The sequence below is a fragment of the Mesorhizobium sp. 01N446 genome (genome assembly GCF_056399285.1).
In genome coordinates, this window is record NZ_JBFTRA010000002.1 from 507,122 (window position 1) to 524,486 (window position 17,365).

The window sequence follows — 17,365 nt, forward strand, 5'->3', positions numbered from 1 at the left end:
AACATTTGCCCACGGCCAGTTAATAACGGCTAGCTCGAAATTCCCTCACCTCACCGATACCGTGCCTGGTTCCACTTGTGCCCCAGCAGCGACAGGATGATGATCAGGCCGTTGAAGAACTGCACGTAGAAGCCGCTCAGGCCTGCCGCCACCACGCCGGTCTGGATGAACGACACGGTGACCGCGCCGATGGCGCCGCCAACGACCGTGCCGATGCCGCCCCAGGTCGGCGTGCCGCCGACGAACACCGAGGCCAGCACCGGCAGGAGATAACCGTCGCCCGCCGTCGGCCACCAGGTGAAGTTGATCATCACCGAGAAGGTGCCGGCGATCGCAGCCCCTATGCCGACGAAGACGAACACTTTCACCCGCACGCGCTTGACGTCGATGCCCATCTGCTGGGCGCTGTCGGGATTGTCGCCGACCACCCTCACCTGTGCGCCGAAACGATGCCTGTTATAGAGCATCGCCGACAGCACGACGAAGGCGATGGCCCAGAAGATCTGCACCGGAATGCCTTGGATCTGGCTGGAGAAGATCTTGTAGGCCCAGCTGCCGCTGAGGCTGGTCAGCGCCATCGACTTGCCTTCGTTGACGATCTGGATCAGGCCGCGCAGCAGGAAATTCATGCCGAGCGTGGCGATCAGCGACGACAGCCCGCCATAGACGACCAGCGACCCGACGAGGAAGCCGAGCAGCATGCCGGTGACGAGTGCGGCGGCAATGCCGAGGAACGGATCGTAGCCGGCCTGCACCACCAGGGCGAAGACCCAGGAGGCAAAGCCCATCGTTGCCGGAAACGAAAGGTCGATCTCGCCGCAGGTGACGACGAAGACCAGCGGGACGACCACGAACAGCGCCACGGGCAGCGTCGTCAGCACGGAACTGTAGAGATACCAGGTGGTGAACACGGTCGGGTTGGCGACCATGAACACCGCCATCATGACGATGAACACGGCGAGCGTGCCGAGCGAGGCGCGGTTGTCGAGGACGAAGCCGCGCAACCAGTGATCGGATGGATGTTTCCACTCCTGGCGGGCGGACCCGGCATGAGCGTGCAGAGGGCTTTCGAGATCGGGTTCCATGGTCTTGCTCATCGCGCTTGCTGCTCCGCTTCGCCGGCCTCGCGCAGTCCAGGCAATCCGCCGGGATGTGCGACGTCCTCCATGAAATTGATCAACTCTTCCGCCGACTTGACCGCGCTGCGATCGGCGGTCAGCGCCACCTTGCCGCGATCGAGCACCACGAAGCGGTCGGCGATGTCGAAGACGTGGTGGATGTTGTGGCCGATGAACAGGATCGAGCGTCCGCTCGCCCGCACCTGGCGCACGAAATGGAACACCTTGGCGGTCTCGGTCAGCGACAGCGCCGTCGTCGGCTCGTCGAGGATGATCAGTTCCGCCTGCTTGTAGATGGCGCGCGCGATCGCCACGCCCTGCCGTTCGCCGCCCGACAGCTGGCCGACGATCGAGTGCGGCGTGAACACCTTCGAGGTGAAGCCGATCTCGCGCATCAGCCGGCTTGCCTCCTCGATCTCCTTGTTGACCTTCAGCCAGCCCATGAAGCCGGTCAGCTCGCGGCCCATGAAGATGTTGCGCACGATGGTCTGCTGCACGGCCAGCGCCCGGTCCTGGAACACCGTCTCGATGCCGGCGTCGCGCGAGCGCGCCGCGCTCCAGCCGCTCACCGGCTTGTCGCGTACCAGGATGTCGCCGCTGGTCGGCCTGACCACGCCGGACAGGATCTTGATCAGCGTCGACTTGCCGGCGCCATTGTCGCCGAGCAGGCCGACAACCTCACCGCGGTCGACGCTGAGATTGACGCCGCCCAGCGCATAGACCTGACCGTAGGACTTCTTGATATCGCGCAGTTCGATGATGCGTTCGGCCATCGGATCCTCGCTTTCATTGTCGCATGCCGGCCCATTGCCGGCGGTCCTGCCGGCCGGGCCTGACCCGGCCGGCAGCCTTGGGAGGTCAGCGCAGCGCCTGCTTGGCGAGCTCTGAGACGATCTCGTAGTTCTGCGGCGTGACGAAGCCGGCACCGGTGTCGACATTCATCGGCGCCAGCCCCAGCACCACTTGCTGGCAGAGGCTGAGGATCGGCAGATAGCCCTGCATGAAGGGCTGCTGGTCGGCGGTCAGTTGAACCCAGCCACCCTTGAAGCCCTCGACGATCTGCGGGCTGGTGTCGAAGCCGAAATTGAAGATATCGCCGGGCTTCTTGCCCGCCGCCTGCATGTAGGTCGGCACATTGCCGAGCATCTGCCCGCCGGGATAGCCGACCGCCTTGACGCCGGGATTGTTGAGTAGTGCCGCGGTGATCACCGGGATGGCGAGGTTTGGATCGGCGGCCCATTCGGTTACGGAATTGATCTGAACGACGTCGACGCCGGCCTCTTTCAGCGCGGCGACCGTGCCACGCTCGCGTGCGCCCCGGCTCTCATTGTCGAAGGGGCCGATCATGATCGCCTTGTCGCCGGATTTCAGCCCGGCCAGCTTGAACGCCTCGACGCCGAGCGCGCGGCCCTGCTGCTCCTGCTGCGCGCCGACATAGCCGCCGCCGAACGCCGCCGTCACCTTCGGCACCGGCACGTTCTGGTACATCATCTTGATTCCGTCCTTATGCGCCTGCTCGGCCAGCGGCATGATCGCGTCTTCGCCTGGATGACCCATCATGGCGATGCCATTGGGCTTGACCGCGACCGCCTCGCGCAATTGCTGCACCATCTTTTCGATGTCCCAGCCGGAGAAGATGTAGTCGACTTTCGGTCCGAGATCGGCCGCCGCCTGCTTGGCGCCATTGTAGACGATGGTGCCGAAAGCGTCGCCCTCGGCGCCGCCGACGAAGAAGCGGATATGGACATCCTTGCACCATTGAGCGTCGAGCGCATTGGCGGGCAAGGTGGAGATTGTGGCGCAAAGCGCCGTGGCGGCAGCCACGACGGTAGAGCGCAAAACAGTCCTTCTGGTCGCGATGCTCATGCACGTTCCTCCCTTTTGATCCCTCGCAACGAGGGTTTTCGACATTGTTCGGGCCGGCTGGCTCCTCCCGCCGGCCGGCTCTCACATCGGGTTTGGCTGGTAGCTTGTCCCTCCCCGGCACTGCTTCAGATAGTCGAGCGCCCGGACCTGGCCGGTGATTTCGAGATCGCCGCGATAGACCGGGTCGTGCCAGCCCTCGATGTCGATGGCGCCCTTGTAGCCGGCCAGCCGCAATTCGCTGATCACCCGCGTCCAGTCGCTGTCGCCGAAGCCGGGCGTGCGCATCTGCACGAATGGCAAGCGGCCGAAGACGCCATGTTCGCGGATCACGTCCCAGCGCACCGTCGCGTCCTTGCCATGGACATGGAAGATCCGCGGCGCCCATTTGCGGATCTGCGGGATCGGATCGATCAGATAGACGAGTTGATGGCAGGGCTCCCATTCGAGACCCAGATTGTCATCAGGCAATTCGTTGAACATCAGCTCCCAGGCGTCCGGATTGTGCGCGATGTTCCAGTCGCCGGCGGCCCAATTGCCGTCCATTGCGCAATTCTCGAAGGCGATGCGCACGCCCTTGTCGGCGGCGCGTTTGGCCAGCGGTCCCCACACTTCGCGGAAGCGCGCCAGGCTGTCCGTTAGTGGCTTGCCGCGGATGCGCCCGGTGAAGCCGCTGACCATCGAAGCGCCGAACAGATGCGCATTGTCGATGACCGTCTCCCAGGCCGCAAGCACGCCGCGATCGACCTCGCCGCCCTCCAGCGGATTGCCGAACACGCCGAGGGAAGACACGATGACATCGGCATCGCCGATCGCCTCGCGGATCTCGCCGGCAAGGCGCGGAAGGTCCTTGCCGCCCAGTGTCTGCCAGAAGAAGGGCTGGATGCTCTCGAAACCGAGCGGCAGGATCTGCCTGACATAGGCAGCGGGGTCTTCGAGATTGGCCCGCACCATGGTGCCGATCCGGATGTCGAGAAGCGGGTTTGGCATCACTTGTGTTTCCTATGAAATCGCCACGTGGCGTCCGGTTTCGGCGCTCTCGATGGCGCCGAAAACCATGGCCAGGCTTTTGATGTTGTCGGTGCCGCGCGTCTCCGGCTCGGTGCCGGTCTCGATGGCGTGCATAAAATCCCGGATGATGCCGAGATGGCCGCCGACGCGGTCGGCTGGATCGAGCGGCGGCACTTCGATCGGCTGGGTCTTGTCGAACAGCCCGTCGCGGCCAGGCACCACCACCTCAGCCGTCAACAGGTCGTGGCCGTCCCAGATGAGGCTGCCGCGCTCGGCGACGATGCGCCAGCTGCCTTCCCAACTGGTGCGGAAACCGTCGGCGCACCAGGAGCCGGCATAGGTGAAGACCTTGCCGCCGCCGAGATCGAAGACAGCACTTGCCGACGAGCCCTGCCGATACCAGGAATTGGCCGGCTCCCATTCCTGGCAGTAAACCCCAGCCGGCTCGCCGCCGGCCATGTAGCGGGCGGCGTCGAATGTGTGGATGGCCATGTCGAGCAGCAGGACATGCGCCATCTCCTCGCGAAAGCCGCCGAAATGCGGCGCGACGAAGAAATCGGCATGGATGCTTGTCGCCGCGCCAATAGCGCCGGAATCCAGGAAGCGGCGGATGCGCCTGACATTGGCGACGTAGCGGCGGTTCTGCACGACGGCATGGATGCGCCCGGCCTGGCGGGCCGCCTCGACAATGGCGCGGGCGTTTTCAGGACTGTCGGCCAAGGGTTTCTCGGTCAGGAGATGGCAATTATGGGCAAAGGCCGAAAGCGCGACTTCGCGCCGCGCGGCGGGAACCACGACATCGAACACCGCGTCGGGCCTGGTCTGGTCGAGCACCGCGTCAAGGCTGGTGCCGATGACAATGCCGGTGAGGCCGTATTCATGCGCCCTCGCCTTCGCCCGCTCGGCGTCGAGGTCGACAAGGCCGACAATGGCGAGCCCGTCGATCTGCCTCGCGGCATCGAGCCACTGCCTGCTCATCGCGCCGCAGCCGACGAGGACGACATTCATCATCCGGCGTTCCTCCTCCGCTCGGCCCCTCCAGACCGATCGTCACGGCATCCACGGCATCACCGTAAACGTTTTTCCGTAAACGTTTACGAGAACACACCCGATGGCGTAGAATGTCAATCGGCTGCCCGCGAAAATTGTCCCGAAGCCTTGGCCTGAGCGGCAGCCAATGATAGCCAAGGCAGGGGAGACTATCCTTTGGCGTCCAGCATCCACGACCTAGCGCGTCATCTGAACATTTCGATCGGCACCGTTTCGCGGGCGCTGAACGGCCGCGCCGACGTCAATGCCGACACCCGACAGCGCGTGCTCGACGCCGCCAAGAAGCTGAACTATTCCCCCAACCAGTCTGGCCGCAGCCTGCGGCAAGGCGCGACCCATTCGATCGCCTTCATGCTGCAGCCGCATCCTGGCGACCAGCAATATGGCGAACCGTTCTTCATCCCCTTCCTGATCGGGCTGCAGGGCCGCCTGGCCGAAAGCGGGCTCGACCTGACCGTCGTCATGGGCGCGCCGGGCGACTATCAGCAGGAACGCCTGCGCCGCGTCGTCGAGACCCGCCGCGCCGATGCCGTGCTGCTGGCCTGGACGCGGCGCGAGGACGAGCGCATCGATTATCTCACCGAGGTCGGTTTCCCCTTCGCCACGCTCGGCCGCAGCCGCACAGGCGGCAAGGCCTATCCCTCGCTCGACCTTGATTTTGAACAGGCAGGCAGCGATGCCGTCGACCGGCTGGTGGCGCGCGGCCACCGCCGCATCGCCGCGATCCGCCCTTCCCTCAACCTCAATTTTGGCTATCTGTTCCTCGACGGCTACCGCAAGGCCCTGAAGCGGCACGGCATCGAGGTCGATCCGGCGTTGATCGCCGACGGCTTCATCAACGAGGCCGGCGGCTACCAGGTGACGCCGCGCGTGATGCTGGCAAAGGACCGGCCGACGGCCATCATCTTCAACAACGACGCCATGGCGCTCGGCGGCTGCAAGGCGCTGGCCGAGATGGGCATCAGACCCGGCCACGACATCGCCGTCACCGTCATCGTCGACACGCCGCTCTGCCGCTATTTTTCCCCGGCGTTGACCGCCTTCCGCCCGGCGCTGGAGCCGATGGGAAGGCGGCTGGCCGAAATGCTGCTGGCCTCGCTGCCCGCCTTTGCCGGCCCCGAAGGCCCGCGCATCATCCGCGAGGTCTGGCCGCTGGAGCTGATCGCGCGCGACAGCGATTGATGGAGCCCGTAGAGGATATCAATCCACCTTCTTCTCGCCCCGCTCACCGGCCTTGACGATGTCGCCGGTGGTGAACAGGATTTCCTTCAATTCCGCGCGCCAGTCCTTCTTCTGGCGCAGCAGGAATTCCAGATCCATGCCGAAGTGCTTGAACTCCTCGCCTTGCGCGTTCTGCATGATGGCCCGCGCCTGCGGATCCTTCTCCACCGAGATGCGCTGTTCGTACCAGCCGATCGCTTCCGCTTCCTCGATCAGCGAGGTGATCATGCGCGCAAAGGTCCGCACCTTCTGCGACAGTTCTTCAGGCGGTTCGTGATACTGGTCGAAACCCATGTCGTCCTCCGGTGCTTCATCCCCATGAATGCCTGGGAATGCCGCCGGTTCCGCCTCAACGCTGCAATTCCGCCAACGCCCGCTCCAGCGGCGCCGACGAAATCTGGATCGGCCCGGAAAATGCGACATCCATGTCCAGGATCAGGTAGATCGCCCCCGCGATCAGCGCGGCCGACACCATAAGCGTTGTGGCTGTGATGGCATTCTTCGGCGCCCTGAAGCCGAAACTGGCGAAGATCAGTGCCAGCCACGCAACCAGCATGGCAATCAGCGGCCAAGGGATGGCGCCCTCCGATTGCTCGATCAGCACCCAGCGCATTTCCAGCACCTTCTGCAGGCGCTGGCGTCCATCCTGCAGGAGGGAACCACGTACAGCGTCGGGCGGCGTCAGCGCATTTAGCCGTGAGCCGATTTCCGTCAGCAGACGTTCGGACAGTTGGTTGGCGGCGATAGTCGTTTCGCTGTTTTGTGACGAGGTGTCCACCACCCGCTGCACATAGGCGACCAACGGCTGGCGCACCGCATCGGTTTCGGGGCCGTACTGGCGCAATGTCCTGTCGAGCAGGATCAGCTCCGTCGCATAGGCGTGCACATTGTGATCGATCGATTCGAAGGTGTTCTTGGCCGAGTTGATCATCAGGCCGAGTATCAGCGAGGTCATGACGCCGAACAGGTTGGCTGCAAGCCGAACCACCGTGTTCGTGTCGTCATCGCGGTGTCTGGTCGGCAGTCTCGGCCAGATTGCCATGCTGCCAAATGCCGATGCGGCCAGGCACAGGACGATCACCACTGCGATCAAAGCTTCGCGCATTCGCTCATCTCTGCACGGGATGCGCCAATTGCCAATGCCGAGGGGGCCTGTTGAAGGCGAAAGTTCAAGTATACTCGCGGATCCGGTGCGATATTGCAGCGCCTTGCCGGGCTGAAACGCGGCGCGGTAATGTCGCCTGCCCGTCGCGGCAGTTCGATCAGCAAGGAGGCGGCATGTCTGGAAGATCATCCTTGCCGCTCCTTGGGCCGCTCCTCGGGCGCCGGCCACTGCTGCCGGTCTTGCTTGCGCTGCTGGCGGCGGCCATCTTCCTGGCCGATACGGTCACCAATCTGGAGATCGCGGTCGCGGTCTTCTACGTCGCCATTGTCCTGATCGCGGTCCGCTATCTCGACCGCCGCGGCGTGGCGATGGTGGCGGCAGCCTGCATGGCGCTCACCGTGCTGAGTTTTTTCCTGACGCGGGCAGGTTCCGTTCCGGCAGGCATGATCAACTGCGCCATCAGCCTGGTGGCGATCGCCGTCACCGCCTATCTGGCGCTGCGCACCGCCGCCGCCGAGGCCGCCGCGCGCGAGGCGCAGGCGCAGCTCGCCCACATCACGCGCGTGACGATGCTCGGCGAATTGACGGCCTCGATCGCCCACGAGCTCAACCAGCCGCTGGCGGCGATCGTGCTGAACGGCAACGCCGCCCGGCGCTGGCTGGCGGGCGGCAATCCGGATGAGGCCGGCAAGGCGGCCGAACGCATCGTCAGGGACGCCGAACGCGCGAGCGAGCTGATCAAGCGCCTGCGCGGTCTGACCCGTAAGGCGGGCGGCAAGGCCGTCCGGTTGGACGTCAACCAGCTGATAGCGGAGACGCTGACCCTGGTGGAAACCGAGGCCGGCAGAGCGCATGTCTCCTTGCGGACGGAACTCGCCGGCAAACTGCCTCGGGCCCAGGCCGATCCGGTGCAGATCCAGCAGGTCATCCTCAACCTCGTCCTCAACGCGCTCGAGGCGGTGAGCGGCGAAGAAGCGCGTGACGTCACCATCGTGACCAGCCCCGGTAAATCCGGCGAAATCGTCATAGAGGTGCGCGATTCCGGCCGTGGGCTGGGCGGCGTCGAACTCGACCATGTCTTCGACGCCTTCTACACCACCAAATCAGAAGGGTTGGGCATGGGGCTTGCCATCAGCCGCTCCATCGTCGAAAGCCATGGCGGCCGCATCTGGGCGCAGCCTGCGGCGCCGCGCGGCGCCGCCTTCTTCTTTTCGCTCCCGGCCGGCAAAACCGGACCGCGCGGGTCAGAGCAATGACGCCTATCGGAGAACCAGAGCAGATCGTTTTCGTCATCGACGACGATCCCGCCATGCGCGAGGCGCTCGACAGCCTGCTGCGCTCGGTTGGCCTGGACGTGCGCTGTTTCGGTTCGGTCGCCGAATTCCTGGGAGCGCCGAGGCCGGACGCACCTTCTTGCCTGGTGCTCGACGTGCGTCTGCCCGGCAAAAGCGGCATGGATTTCCAGAAGGAGCTCGCCCGTTCCGAGACGCCGCTGCCAGTCATCATCATGACCGGGCATGGCGACATCGCCATGTCGGTGCAGGCGATGAAGACCGGTGCCGTCGATTTCCTGCCGAAACCGTTCCGCGAACAGGACCTGCTCGATGCCATCGCCACCGCCCTGGACAAGGACCGGCTGCGGCGAACGCAAGCAGCGGAACTCGATACGTTGCGCGAACGGCTGGCGACGCTGAGCGAAGGCGAACACAGCGTCGTGGCGCTGGTGGTGCAGGGACGGCTCAACAAGCAGATCGCCGGCGACCTCGGCGTCAGCGAGATAACCGTCAAGGTCCGCCGCGCGCGAGCGATGCGCAAAATGCAGGCCGTGTCGCTGGCCGAGCTCATAAAAATGGCCGGCAAGCTCGGAATCTGACCGCTCCGAGGCGGCAAATAAACCGTTATTTTTCAATGCATTGATAGCGCGTTGCGTAACCGGCGCCCGGCCGCCATATGCCTTGGTATCAGGCCATATACTTAAGATTCCGGCGCTCGCGTTGACACGTCGTGAGCGGCGGGCGTAAGGCGGCGTGGCTTCGGCTGACCGAAGCATCAACTCGAGATCGAACAGGTTATGGACAGCTATCCCAGTCGCTGTCCGGATCAAGCCACAGGCACGGTCCGGACACTGGCCCCGTCAACAGATTTGGTTTCCGGCATGTGGCGCCGGTCGGGCCTCGGCAGGGCATAACCCGCCTGCGGCTCGCCTTGCCGTCCCGCCGGACCGCAAGAGGTGAGCCATGAACACCAAAATCATTCCCTTCCGCGCGCGCTCTGCCACGCGCTCCGCTTCGATTGCACGGCCGTCCTTTGCAACAACGCGCGGCCTGGCGGGCAAAGCCGGCTTCGCCATGCCGTCGACCCGGCTCGTCTGCGTCTGGCGCCTCGGCTCGGTGAGCGGCCGCCTGGAGTGCCGCTGGGCGCAGGAGCCCGTCTCCGAAGAGGGCGTCAGTCGTCGATCGGCCCTCCCTCGGCGCGCTGCCTGAGCCCTTTCTCAACGCAGCCCAAACCTCCGCACTGACGGTCAGGCCCTGGCGCCCGGCGCGACCACCTCCCGGTCGCAGCCTTCCGCACGCCCGCAATCATCCTCTCCCAAGCCAAACCGAAATCGGCCCATCCCCCGGAGGTCCGCCATGATCTTCCTGCCCCACAACCGCAATTCGCTTGGCGAGGCCGCGGCGCTCGCACGCGGACGCATCGCCCCCAACATCTACGACACGATCGCCTTTGCCATGCTGGTGGCGTTGCTGGTGCTTCTGGCGCATGGCGCCGCCGGCATGCGCGCCCCAAGCACGCTGCTCACCACCTCGCCGGTCACGCTCGATCTCGCCAACCTGCCGGAATACGCGCTGCGCACCACGCTGCGCATGTTCGCGGCCATTATCGTGTCGCTGGTCTTCACCTTCACGGTAGCGACGCTGGCAGCCAAGAGCCGGCGCGCCGAAATGGTGATCATTCCCGCACTCGATATCCTGCAGTCGGTGCCGGTGCTGGGTTTCCTGACCTTCACCGTGACCTTCTTCATGGGCCTGTTTCCCGGCAGCCAACTCGGCGCCGAATGCGCCGCGATCTTCGCAATATTCACCAGCCAGGCCTGGAACATGGCGTTCTCGTTCTACCAGTCGCTGCGCACCGTGCCTGGCGACCTTGACGAGGTCAGCCGCGGCTTCGGCCTGTCGGTGTGGCAGAGGTTCTGGCGGCTGGAGGCTCCCTTCGCGGCCCCCGGCCTGGTCTGGAACACCATGATGTCGATGTCGGGCGGCTGGTTCTTCGTCGTCGCCTCCGAGGCCATCACCGTTGGCAACACCACGGTGCAACTGCCCGGCATCGGCTCCTGGCTGGCGCTCGCCATCGACAAGCAGGATTTTACCGCCGTGGCCTGGGCAGTGCTCGCCATGGGCGTGCTCATCCTGCTCTATGACCAGCTGCTGTTCCGGCCCGTTGTCGCCTGGGCCGACAAGTTCCGCTTCGAGCAGACCGCCGGCCAGGAAAAGCCCCGCTCCTGGGTCTACGACGTCCTGCGCCGCGCCCGGCTGCTGCGGACCGTGGGGTTGCCGATCGCCTGGCTGTGGCAGCGCGCCATGCTGCTGCGCCTGCGCAAGCGGACCCTGCGGGCGGCCAGCGTCGCCTCGCGCCGCTTGTCCCGGCTGCTCGACTTCGCCTGGCTCGGCCTGGTGCTGCTTGTCGCGCTGTGGGGTGCCGTCGAGACGGTCCTGTATCTCAGGCAGACGCTTGGCTGGAACGATGTGGTCGAAGCCCTCGGCGGCGGCCTTCTCACTCTACTGCGCGTGATCGTGCTGATCGCGGTGGCCAGCGTCATCTGGGTGCCGATCGGCGTCTGGATCGGCTTGAGACCCGCGGTCGCCCAACGCGTTCAGCCACTGGCGCAGTTCCTCGCCGCCTTCCCCGCCAATGTGCTGTTTCCGTTCGCGGTGATCGCCATCTTCGCCACCGGCGCCAGCCCCGGCGTCTGGCTGTCGCCGCTGATGGTGCTGGGCACGCAATGGTACATCCTGTTCAACGTCATCGCCGGCGCCAGCGCCTTCCCCTCCGATCTCAAGGAGGCAGCCCGGGTGTTCAAGATACGGTCCTGGTCGTGGTGGAAGAACGTCATGCTGCCGGGGATCTTCCCCTACTACATCACCGGCGCGCTGACCGCCTCCGGCGGCTCGTGGAACGCCTCGATCGTCGCCGAACTGGCAAGCTGGGGCAACACCAGGCTCGAGGCGTTCGGCCTCGGGTCGTACATCGCCAAGGCCACCGAGGCAGGTGATTTCCCGCGCGTCATCCTCGGCATCGCCGTGATGTCGCTCTTCGTCACCCTCTTCAACCGCACGCTTTGGCGCCCGCTCTACGTCTTCGCCGAACGCCGCATGCGGCTCGACTGACCCCATTCTTTCAGGAGACTGATCATGAACCAAACTGTCATCCCCAACACCCTTCCGCTCGTCGAAGTCCATGGCGTCTGCCAGACCTATGACAAGGGCAGCGCTGGCAAGCTCGTCGTCCTCGACCAGGTCGGGCTGACGCTCGTCTCGGGCGAGATCGTCGGCCTGCTCGGCCGCTCCGGATCCGGCAAATCGACCTTGCTGCGCTCCATCGCCGGCCTGATCCGGCCAAGCGAGGGCGCCATCGCCTTCGAGGGCAAGCTCGTCTCCGGCACGCCGGACGGCATTGCCATGGTCTTCCAGAGTTTTGCGCTGTTTCCCTGGCTGACCGTGCTGCAGAATGTCGAACTCGGGCTCGAGGCGCAGGGCGTCTCGCCGGCCGAGCGCCGCAAGCGCGCTTTGTCGGCCATCGACCTGATCGGCCTCGACGGTTTCGAGAACGCCTATCCGAAGGAACTGTCGGGCGGCATGCGCCAGCGCGTCGGGCTCGCCCGCGCCCTGGTGGTGCATCCCAAGGTGCTTTTGATGGATGAGCCGTTCTCGGCGCTCGACGTGTTGACGGCCGAGACGCTGCGCACCGACCTGCTCGACCTCTGGTCGGAAGGCCGCATGCCGATCGAATCGATCCTGATGGTGACGCACAACATCGAGGAGGCCGTGCTGATGTGCGACCGCGTGCTGATCTTTTCGTCCAATCCGGGCCGCGTCGTCGCAGAACTGCGGATCGACCTGCCGCAGCCGCGCAACCGGCTGGACCCCGCCTTCCGTGCGCTGGTCGAGGACATCTATGCCCGCATGACCGCCAGGAAGGAGCCGGGCACGCCTGCCCGCGACGGCGTCTTCCCGGGTTCCGGCATCGCCATGGTGCTGCCGCGCGTCTCGACCAACCTGCTTGCCGGCCTGATTGAGGCCGTAGCCGCGCCGCCTTACAACGGGCATGCCGACCTGCCGCCGCTGGCCGCCAGCCTTCAGCTCGAGATCGACGACCTGTTCCCGATCGCCGAAACGCTGCAGCTGCTGCGCTTCGCCGAGTTCGCCGAAGGCGACATCCAGCTGACGCCGGCGGGCAAACGCTTCGCCGAAAGCGAGGTCGACGCGCGCAAGCAATTGTTCGCGCAGCAGCTCGCGACCTATGTGCCGCTGGCCGGTCACATCCGCCGCGTGCTCGACGAACGCGCCAACCACAAGGCGCCGGCCCGCCGCTTCCGTGATGAGCTGGAGGACCACATGTCCGAGGACTATGCCGACCAGACGGTGCGCGCCGTCATCAGCTGGGCGCGCTACGCCGAATATTTCGCCTATGACGAGGAGAGCGACCTGTTCACGCTCGACAACCCCACCTAACCAATCTGGGCGCCGCGCCTGGTTACGACACCGGCGCCGCGCCGCCCTCTTCGGTGCGCCGCGCGATGAACTCGTCGAGCACGCCGGCAGTGGCGGCAGCCGAAGCGGGCGGCTCGAAATCGGTAAGGATGCGTTTCCAGATACCGGTGGCGCGCTCGGTGGCGGTCTTTGATCCGTTTTGCGTCCAGTTGCCGAAGTTCGACCAGTCGGCCACCAGTGGCTCATAGAATGCCGTGCGGTAGCGCGACATCGTGTGGCCGGCCGAGAAGAAATGCCCGCCCGGCTGCACTTCGGCGATCGCCTCGAAACCGATCGCGTCGTCGTCGCCAGGAGTCGTCGCGCAAAGCTCGGCTATCGACTGCACCGCCTCGATGTCGGTGATCAGCTTCTCGAAAGAGACACTCAGGCCCCCCTCCAGCCAGCCCGCGGCGTGGATGCAGACGGTGGCGCCGGCAAGCACCGAGCCCCAAAGGGCGAACTGCGACTCATGGGCCGCCTGCGCATCGGAGATGTTGGCGGCACTGCCGGCGCCCGATCGCCAGGGAAGGCCGATGAAGCGCGCCAATTGGCCGGCCCCCAGTGTCGCCTTGACGTGCTCGGGTGTGCCGAACGCCGGAGCGCCCGACTTCATGTCGACATTGGAGGAGAAGGAACCGTAAAGCACGGGTGCGCCCGGGCGCACGATCTGCGCCAGTGCCAGGCCGGCCAGCGCTTCGGCATGCTGCAGCGTCAGCGCGCCTGCGACCGTGATCGGCGCCATCGCGCCTGCCAGGCAGAACGGCGTGATGACCAGGACCTGCCCGGCGCGGGCGAAGTCGATGATGCCTTGCGCCATTGGAATATCGAGCTGGCGCGGCGAGTTGGTGTTGATGATGGTGTAGCAATGGGCGCCAGCGCGGAATTCATCCTCCGACAGCCCGCGCGCCAGCCGGATCATCTCGAACCCATCCTCGACCTGCGGCGTTCCGCGAGCGAAGACAAAGGGGAACTTGTCGGACAGCGTCAGTTGCGCCCGGTTGACGGCATAGTGGCGAAAGCGGTTGTCGACATCCTGCGGCTCGATGCAGGGGCAAAGCATGTGCAGTACGTCGAAATGCTGGATGAGCTTGGTCAACTCCTCGAAGGCGCCGAGCGTTCCCGGCCGGCGGCCGCGTTCGAGATCGGTGACGTTCGGCGCGCCAGCGCCGGCGAGGAACGTCATCGAGCCGAGTTCGAGCAAAAGATCGCGGCTGCGGTCGCCCGCCAGCGCCGGAATTGATTTTGGCGCCGAGGCCAGTGCGGCGGCCACGATGTCGCGGCCGATGCGCACCATGTCGGTGTCCGGGTCCACGAGCGCACCGGCGCGGGCGAAAATTTCCCGCGCCTGCGGCAAGAGCACCTTGATGCCGAGTTCTTCCAGCACGCGCAGCGCCGTGTCGTGGATCGCGGAAATCTGGTCGTCCGAAAAGATCGGCTGCGGCATGAACGGATTCTTCAGCGACCGGTAGTTGGGATGGCGGCTGCTTTCGCTGCCGGCCTCGCCCGTGCGTCCACGCCGGCGCTCACGCCTGCTGTCTCGTGCCGCGTCATCGATCATCGAAAATCCTCCTCATTGCCGCATCGCCTTGCCCGAGCGATCGTAGGGCGAGGCCGCGATGACCCGAGCCGGCCGCTCGACGCCGACAATGTGCACCGAAAGCGCCGTCCCCTCCTCGGCAAAATCGCCGTCGACCAACGCCAGCGCGACGCTCTTGCCGATCGTGTAGCCAAAGCCGCCGGACGTGACGAAGCCGACGCGCCGGCCGTCGCGCCAGACCGGCTCGAAGCCGCTGGCGTCGGCATCGACGGCGTCGACCTCCAGCGTCACGATCCGTTGCGCGGCACCGGCATCGCGCTCCTTCAGCGCCGCCTCGCGGCCGACGAAATCGCCCTTGTCGAAGGTGATGAAACGGTCGAGGCCGGTCTGTCCTGGCGTGTAGCCCTGCGTGAATTCGCGCGACCAGATGCCGAAGCTTTTCTCCAGGCGCAGCGCATTCAGCGCGTAGTAGCCGATCTCGGCCAGGCCAAGATCCTCACCGGCGGCAAGCAGCGTGTCGCGCAGCGTGGCATGCATGGCCGCGGGGCAACTGATCTCGAAGCCGAGTTCGCCAGCGATGGAGAGGCGGGCGACCCGCGCCTGCACCATGCCGATGTCGAACGCGCCGCAGGCCATGAACGGCAGTGCCCCACCGGAGACGTCCTGATGCGTGGTCCGCTCGAGGATTTTCCGCGCATTCGGCCCGGTCAGCAGGAAGCCGCTCATTGCATCGGAGAGATCGGTGACGGTGACTCCCTCTCCCGCCTGGTTCTCGAACCAGCGCATGTGGAATTCCCTGAGATGGTAGGAGCCCATCAGCCAGTAGTCACTGCTGCCCCAGTTGATCACGGTGAGGTCGCCCTTCAGTCGCCCGTCCAGCCCGAGCATCGGCGACAGCCGCGCCTGTCCGGCTTTCGGCAGCTTGCAGGCAAGCAGCCGGTCGAGCCATGCCTCGGCGCCTGGCCCCGACACCGCATAGCGTGAGTAGGCCGAGATATCGACGAGACCGGCGGCACGCCGGACCTGCAACGCCTCGTCGCCGACGATATCGAAGGCGTTGGAACGCTTGAGCGTGGTGTTCTCGCGAAACCCCATCGGCGCGAAATAGGCCGGGATTTCCAGCCCCCACGATGCCGTCCATTCGCAGCCGGCCGCGCTCATGCCGTCATAGGCGCCGGGGCGTTTCAAGGGCCGGCCGGCCGGCAGCCGCTCATTGGGAAAGGTCATGACGAAACGGCGGGCATAGAATTGCCGCGTCGTCTGCCCGAGATATTCGCGGTTGGCGGCAAAGGCGCCGTAGCGGGCAATGTCCATGCCGAAAATGTCGGCCTGCGGCTCGCCGTAAATCATCCATTCGGCCAGCGATTTGCCGACGCCGCCGCCCTGGCTGAAACCGGCCATGACGCCGCAGGCGACCCAGTAGTTTTTCAGGCCGCGCACCGGTCCGACGATCGGATTGCCGTCGGGGGTAAAGGTGAAGGCGCCGTTGACCCATTTGCGAATGCCGGCGCTCGCCAGGCAGGGAAAGCGCTCATGCGCCCTGGCGAGTTCCGGGCTGATGCGGTCTATGTCTTCCGGGATCAGCTCGATGCCGTAGTCCCACGGCGCGCCGTCCATGTGCCAGTGCTTCGGGTTCTGCTCATAGACGCCGAGCAGCACGCCCTTGCGCTCCTGGCGCAGGTAGGAAAAGCCGTCGAGGTCGACGGCGATGCCGATCTCCCGGTCCAGCGCCGCGATCTCGGGGATGTCCTCGGTGATGAAATAATGGTGCTCCATCGGCGTCACCGGCAGGTCGATGCCGGCCATGCGGCCGAGCTGCTTTGCCCACAGTCCGCCGGCGTTGACGACATGCTCGGCAACGATGGTGCCCTGCTCGGTGACGACGTCCCAGTGGCCGTCCGCGCGAGACTTCAACTCGACGACACGGTTGCGCAGGATGATGTCGGCCCCGCGCTTCTTGGCGGCACCCGCATAGGCATGCGTCGTGCCGTAAGGGTCGAGATGGCCTTCGTTGGCATCGTAGAGACCGCCGAGCACACCGCTTACGTCGACGATCGGGCAGATTTCCTTGATCTCGTCAGGGGTCACCAGACGAGCCGTTTCGATGCCGACCGACTGGAACACCGCCCAGGCCGATTTCAGCCATTCCCAACGCTGGGGATCGCTGGCCATGTTGACGCCGCCGGTCATGTGCAGGCCGATATCCCAGCCGGACTCGGCCTCGATCTCCCGATAAAGCTTGATGGTGTAGTCCTGCAGCGCCGCGACATTGGGATCGGCGTTGAGCGCATGAAATCCGGCCGCCGCATGCCAGGTCGAACCGGCGGTCAGTTCGGCGCGCTCGATGAGCGCCACGTCGGACCAGCCGAACCGCGTCAGGTGGTAGAGCACCGAGGCGCCGACCACCCCACCCCCGATGACCACTGCACGGTAGTGCGACTTCAAGGCTTCCCTCCCGGTCTGTCAGAAGCGCACCATATACGCACTGGACATAAGTGTCCAGTGATGCGCCTGCACGCCCGAACGGATGCGTGGGGAGGATCCATTCTTCCGCCAGAGCGCGTGTTTTTCCCGGCCTGCGAATATCCCGGCGGGCACACATGCCGCCCTGTCACGCAAGCATCATGTTCGCGCCGTAGACCGCTTTTGGGGGGGCGCGCGGCATCATCGATGTACCGCCTCTTTAAGCTTTCGCTCTTCGGCCGCTCCGGCA

15 protein-coding genes are annotated in these 17,365 nt (G+C 65.3%); 6 read left to right on the forward strand and 9 right to left on the reverse strand.

From position 1 onward, the window contains the following. Nucleotides 1–50: 50 nt before the first annotated feature. From AC1DPX_RS10815 to AC1DPX_RS10835, 5 genes are all read right to left on the reverse strand, one after another. Complete coding sequence (locus AC1DPX_RS10815; protein WP_477236466.1) at nucleotides 51–1,097, reverse strand: ABC transporter permease; 1,047 nt, start codon at nucleotides 1,095–1,097, stop codon at nucleotides 51–53. After that, on the reverse strand, nucleotides 1,094–1,891 hold the full coding sequence (locus AC1DPX_RS10820; protein WP_202359092.1) for an ATP-binding cassette domain-containing protein: 798 nt from the start codon (nucleotides 1,889–1,891) through the stop codon (nucleotides 1,094–1,096). The genes AC1DPX_RS10815 and AC1DPX_RS10820 overlap by 4 nt, the downstream gene beginning before the upstream one ends. Before the next feature lie 85 nt (nucleotides 1,892–1,976). Beyond that, on the reverse strand, nucleotides 1,977–2,984 hold the full coding sequence (locus AC1DPX_RS10825; protein ID WP_477236468.1) for a substrate-binding domain-containing protein: 1,008 nt from the start codon (nucleotides 2,982–2,984) through the stop codon (nucleotides 1,977–1,979). Nucleotides 2,985–3,065: 81 nt separating this feature from the next. Next, on the reverse strand, nucleotides 3,066–3,971 hold the full coding sequence (locus AC1DPX_RS10830) for a sugar phosphate isomerase/epimerase family protein (protein ID WP_477236470.1): 906 nt from the start codon (nucleotides 3,969–3,971) through the stop codon (nucleotides 3,066–3,068). 12 nt (nucleotides 3,972–3,983) lie between these two features. Continuing rightward, nucleotides 3,984–5,003, reverse strand: coding sequence for a Gfo/Idh/MocA family protein (locus AC1DPX_RS10835; protein WP_477236472.1), 1,020 nt, complete (start codon nucleotides 5,001–5,003; stop codon nucleotides 3,984–3,986). A 195-nt stretch (nucleotides 5,004–5,198) separates the two neighbouring features. Here AC1DPX_RS10835 and AC1DPX_RS10840 point away from each other — a divergent pair, with 195 nt between their 5' ends. Further along, nucleotides 5,199–6,224 (forward strand): LacI family DNA-binding transcriptional regulator, encoded by a 1,026-nt coding sequence (locus AC1DPX_RS10840; RefSeq protein WP_202359088.1) that lies wholly within the window; start codon nucleotides 5,199–5,201, stop codon nucleotides 6,222–6,224. An 18-nt stretch (nucleotides 6,225–6,242) separates the two neighbouring features. Here AC1DPX_RS10840 and AC1DPX_RS10845 read toward each other — a convergent pair whose 3' ends face one another. Together AC1DPX_RS10845 and AC1DPX_RS10850 are read right to left on the reverse strand one after the other, a co-directional pair. Next, entirely contained in the window at nucleotides 6,243–6,557 is a 315-nt protein-coding gene (locus AC1DPX_RS10845) for a ferritin family protein (protein ID WP_044548017.1), read from the reverse strand. A gap of 55 nt (nucleotides 6,558–6,612) precedes the next feature. Beyond that, the gene (locus tag AC1DPX_RS10850; protein ID WP_477236474.1) at nucleotides 6,613–7,557 is read right to left on the reverse strand and encodes a bestrophin-like domain; all 945 of its coding nucleotides are present in this window, start codon (nucleotides 7,555–7,557) and stop codon (nucleotides 6,613–6,615) included. On the opposite strand from AC1DPX_RS10850, the gene AC1DPX_RS10855 reads away from it, so the two are divergent. From AC1DPX_RS10855 to AC1DPX_RS10875, 5 genes are all read left to right on the forward strand, one after another. Further along, nucleotides 7,542–8,624 carry a sensor histidine kinase gene (locus tag AC1DPX_RS10855; RefSeq protein WP_477236476.1) on the forward strand — a complete coding sequence of 361 codons (1,083 nt, stop codon included), beginning with the start codon at nucleotides 7,542–7,544 and terminating at the stop codon, nucleotides 8,622–8,624. The genes AC1DPX_RS10850 and AC1DPX_RS10855 overlap by 16 nt on opposite strands. Before the next feature lie 5 nt (nucleotides 8,625–8,629). After that, nucleotides 8,630–9,241, forward strand: coding sequence for a response regulator transcription factor (locus tag AC1DPX_RS10860; RefSeq protein WP_477237485.1), 612 nt, complete (start codon nucleotides 8,630–8,632; stop codon nucleotides 9,239–9,241). Between the two features lie 364 nt (nucleotides 9,242–9,605). Continuing rightward, nucleotides 9,606–9,851 (forward strand): hypothetical protein, encoded by a 246-nt coding sequence (locus tag AC1DPX_RS10865; RefSeq protein WP_477236478.1) that lies wholly within the window; start codon nucleotides 9,606–9,608, stop codon nucleotides 9,849–9,851. Nucleotides 9,852–9,998: 147 nt separating this feature from the next. Then, nucleotides 9,999–11,753, forward strand: coding sequence for an ABC transporter permease (locus tag AC1DPX_RS10870; protein ID WP_477236480.1), 1,755 nt, complete (start codon nucleotides 9,999–10,001; stop codon nucleotides 11,751–11,753). Nucleotides 11,754–11,777: 24 nt separating this feature from the next. Beyond that, nucleotides 11,778–13,097, forward strand: coding sequence for an ABC transporter ATP-binding protein (locus AC1DPX_RS10875; RefSeq protein ID WP_477236482.1), 1,320 nt, complete (start codon nucleotides 11,778–11,780; stop codon nucleotides 13,095–13,097). A gap of 22 nt (nucleotides 13,098–13,119) precedes the next feature. On the opposite strand, the gene AC1DPX_RS10880 is transcribed toward AC1DPX_RS10875, so the two are convergent. Next, entirely contained in the window at nucleotides 13,120–14,673 is a 1,554-nt protein-coding gene (locus AC1DPX_RS10880; RefSeq protein WP_477236484.1) for a trimethylamine methyltransferase family protein, read from the reverse strand. A 12-nt stretch (nucleotides 14,674–14,685) separates the two neighbouring features. Next, nucleotides 14,686–17,097: a GcvT family protein gene (locus AC1DPX_RS10885; protein WP_477236486.1), complete on the reverse strand. Its 2,412-nt coding sequence runs from the start codon at nucleotides 17,095–17,097 to the stop codon at nucleotides 14,686–14,688. Between the last annotated feature and the right edge of the window lie 268 nt (nucleotides 17,098–17,365).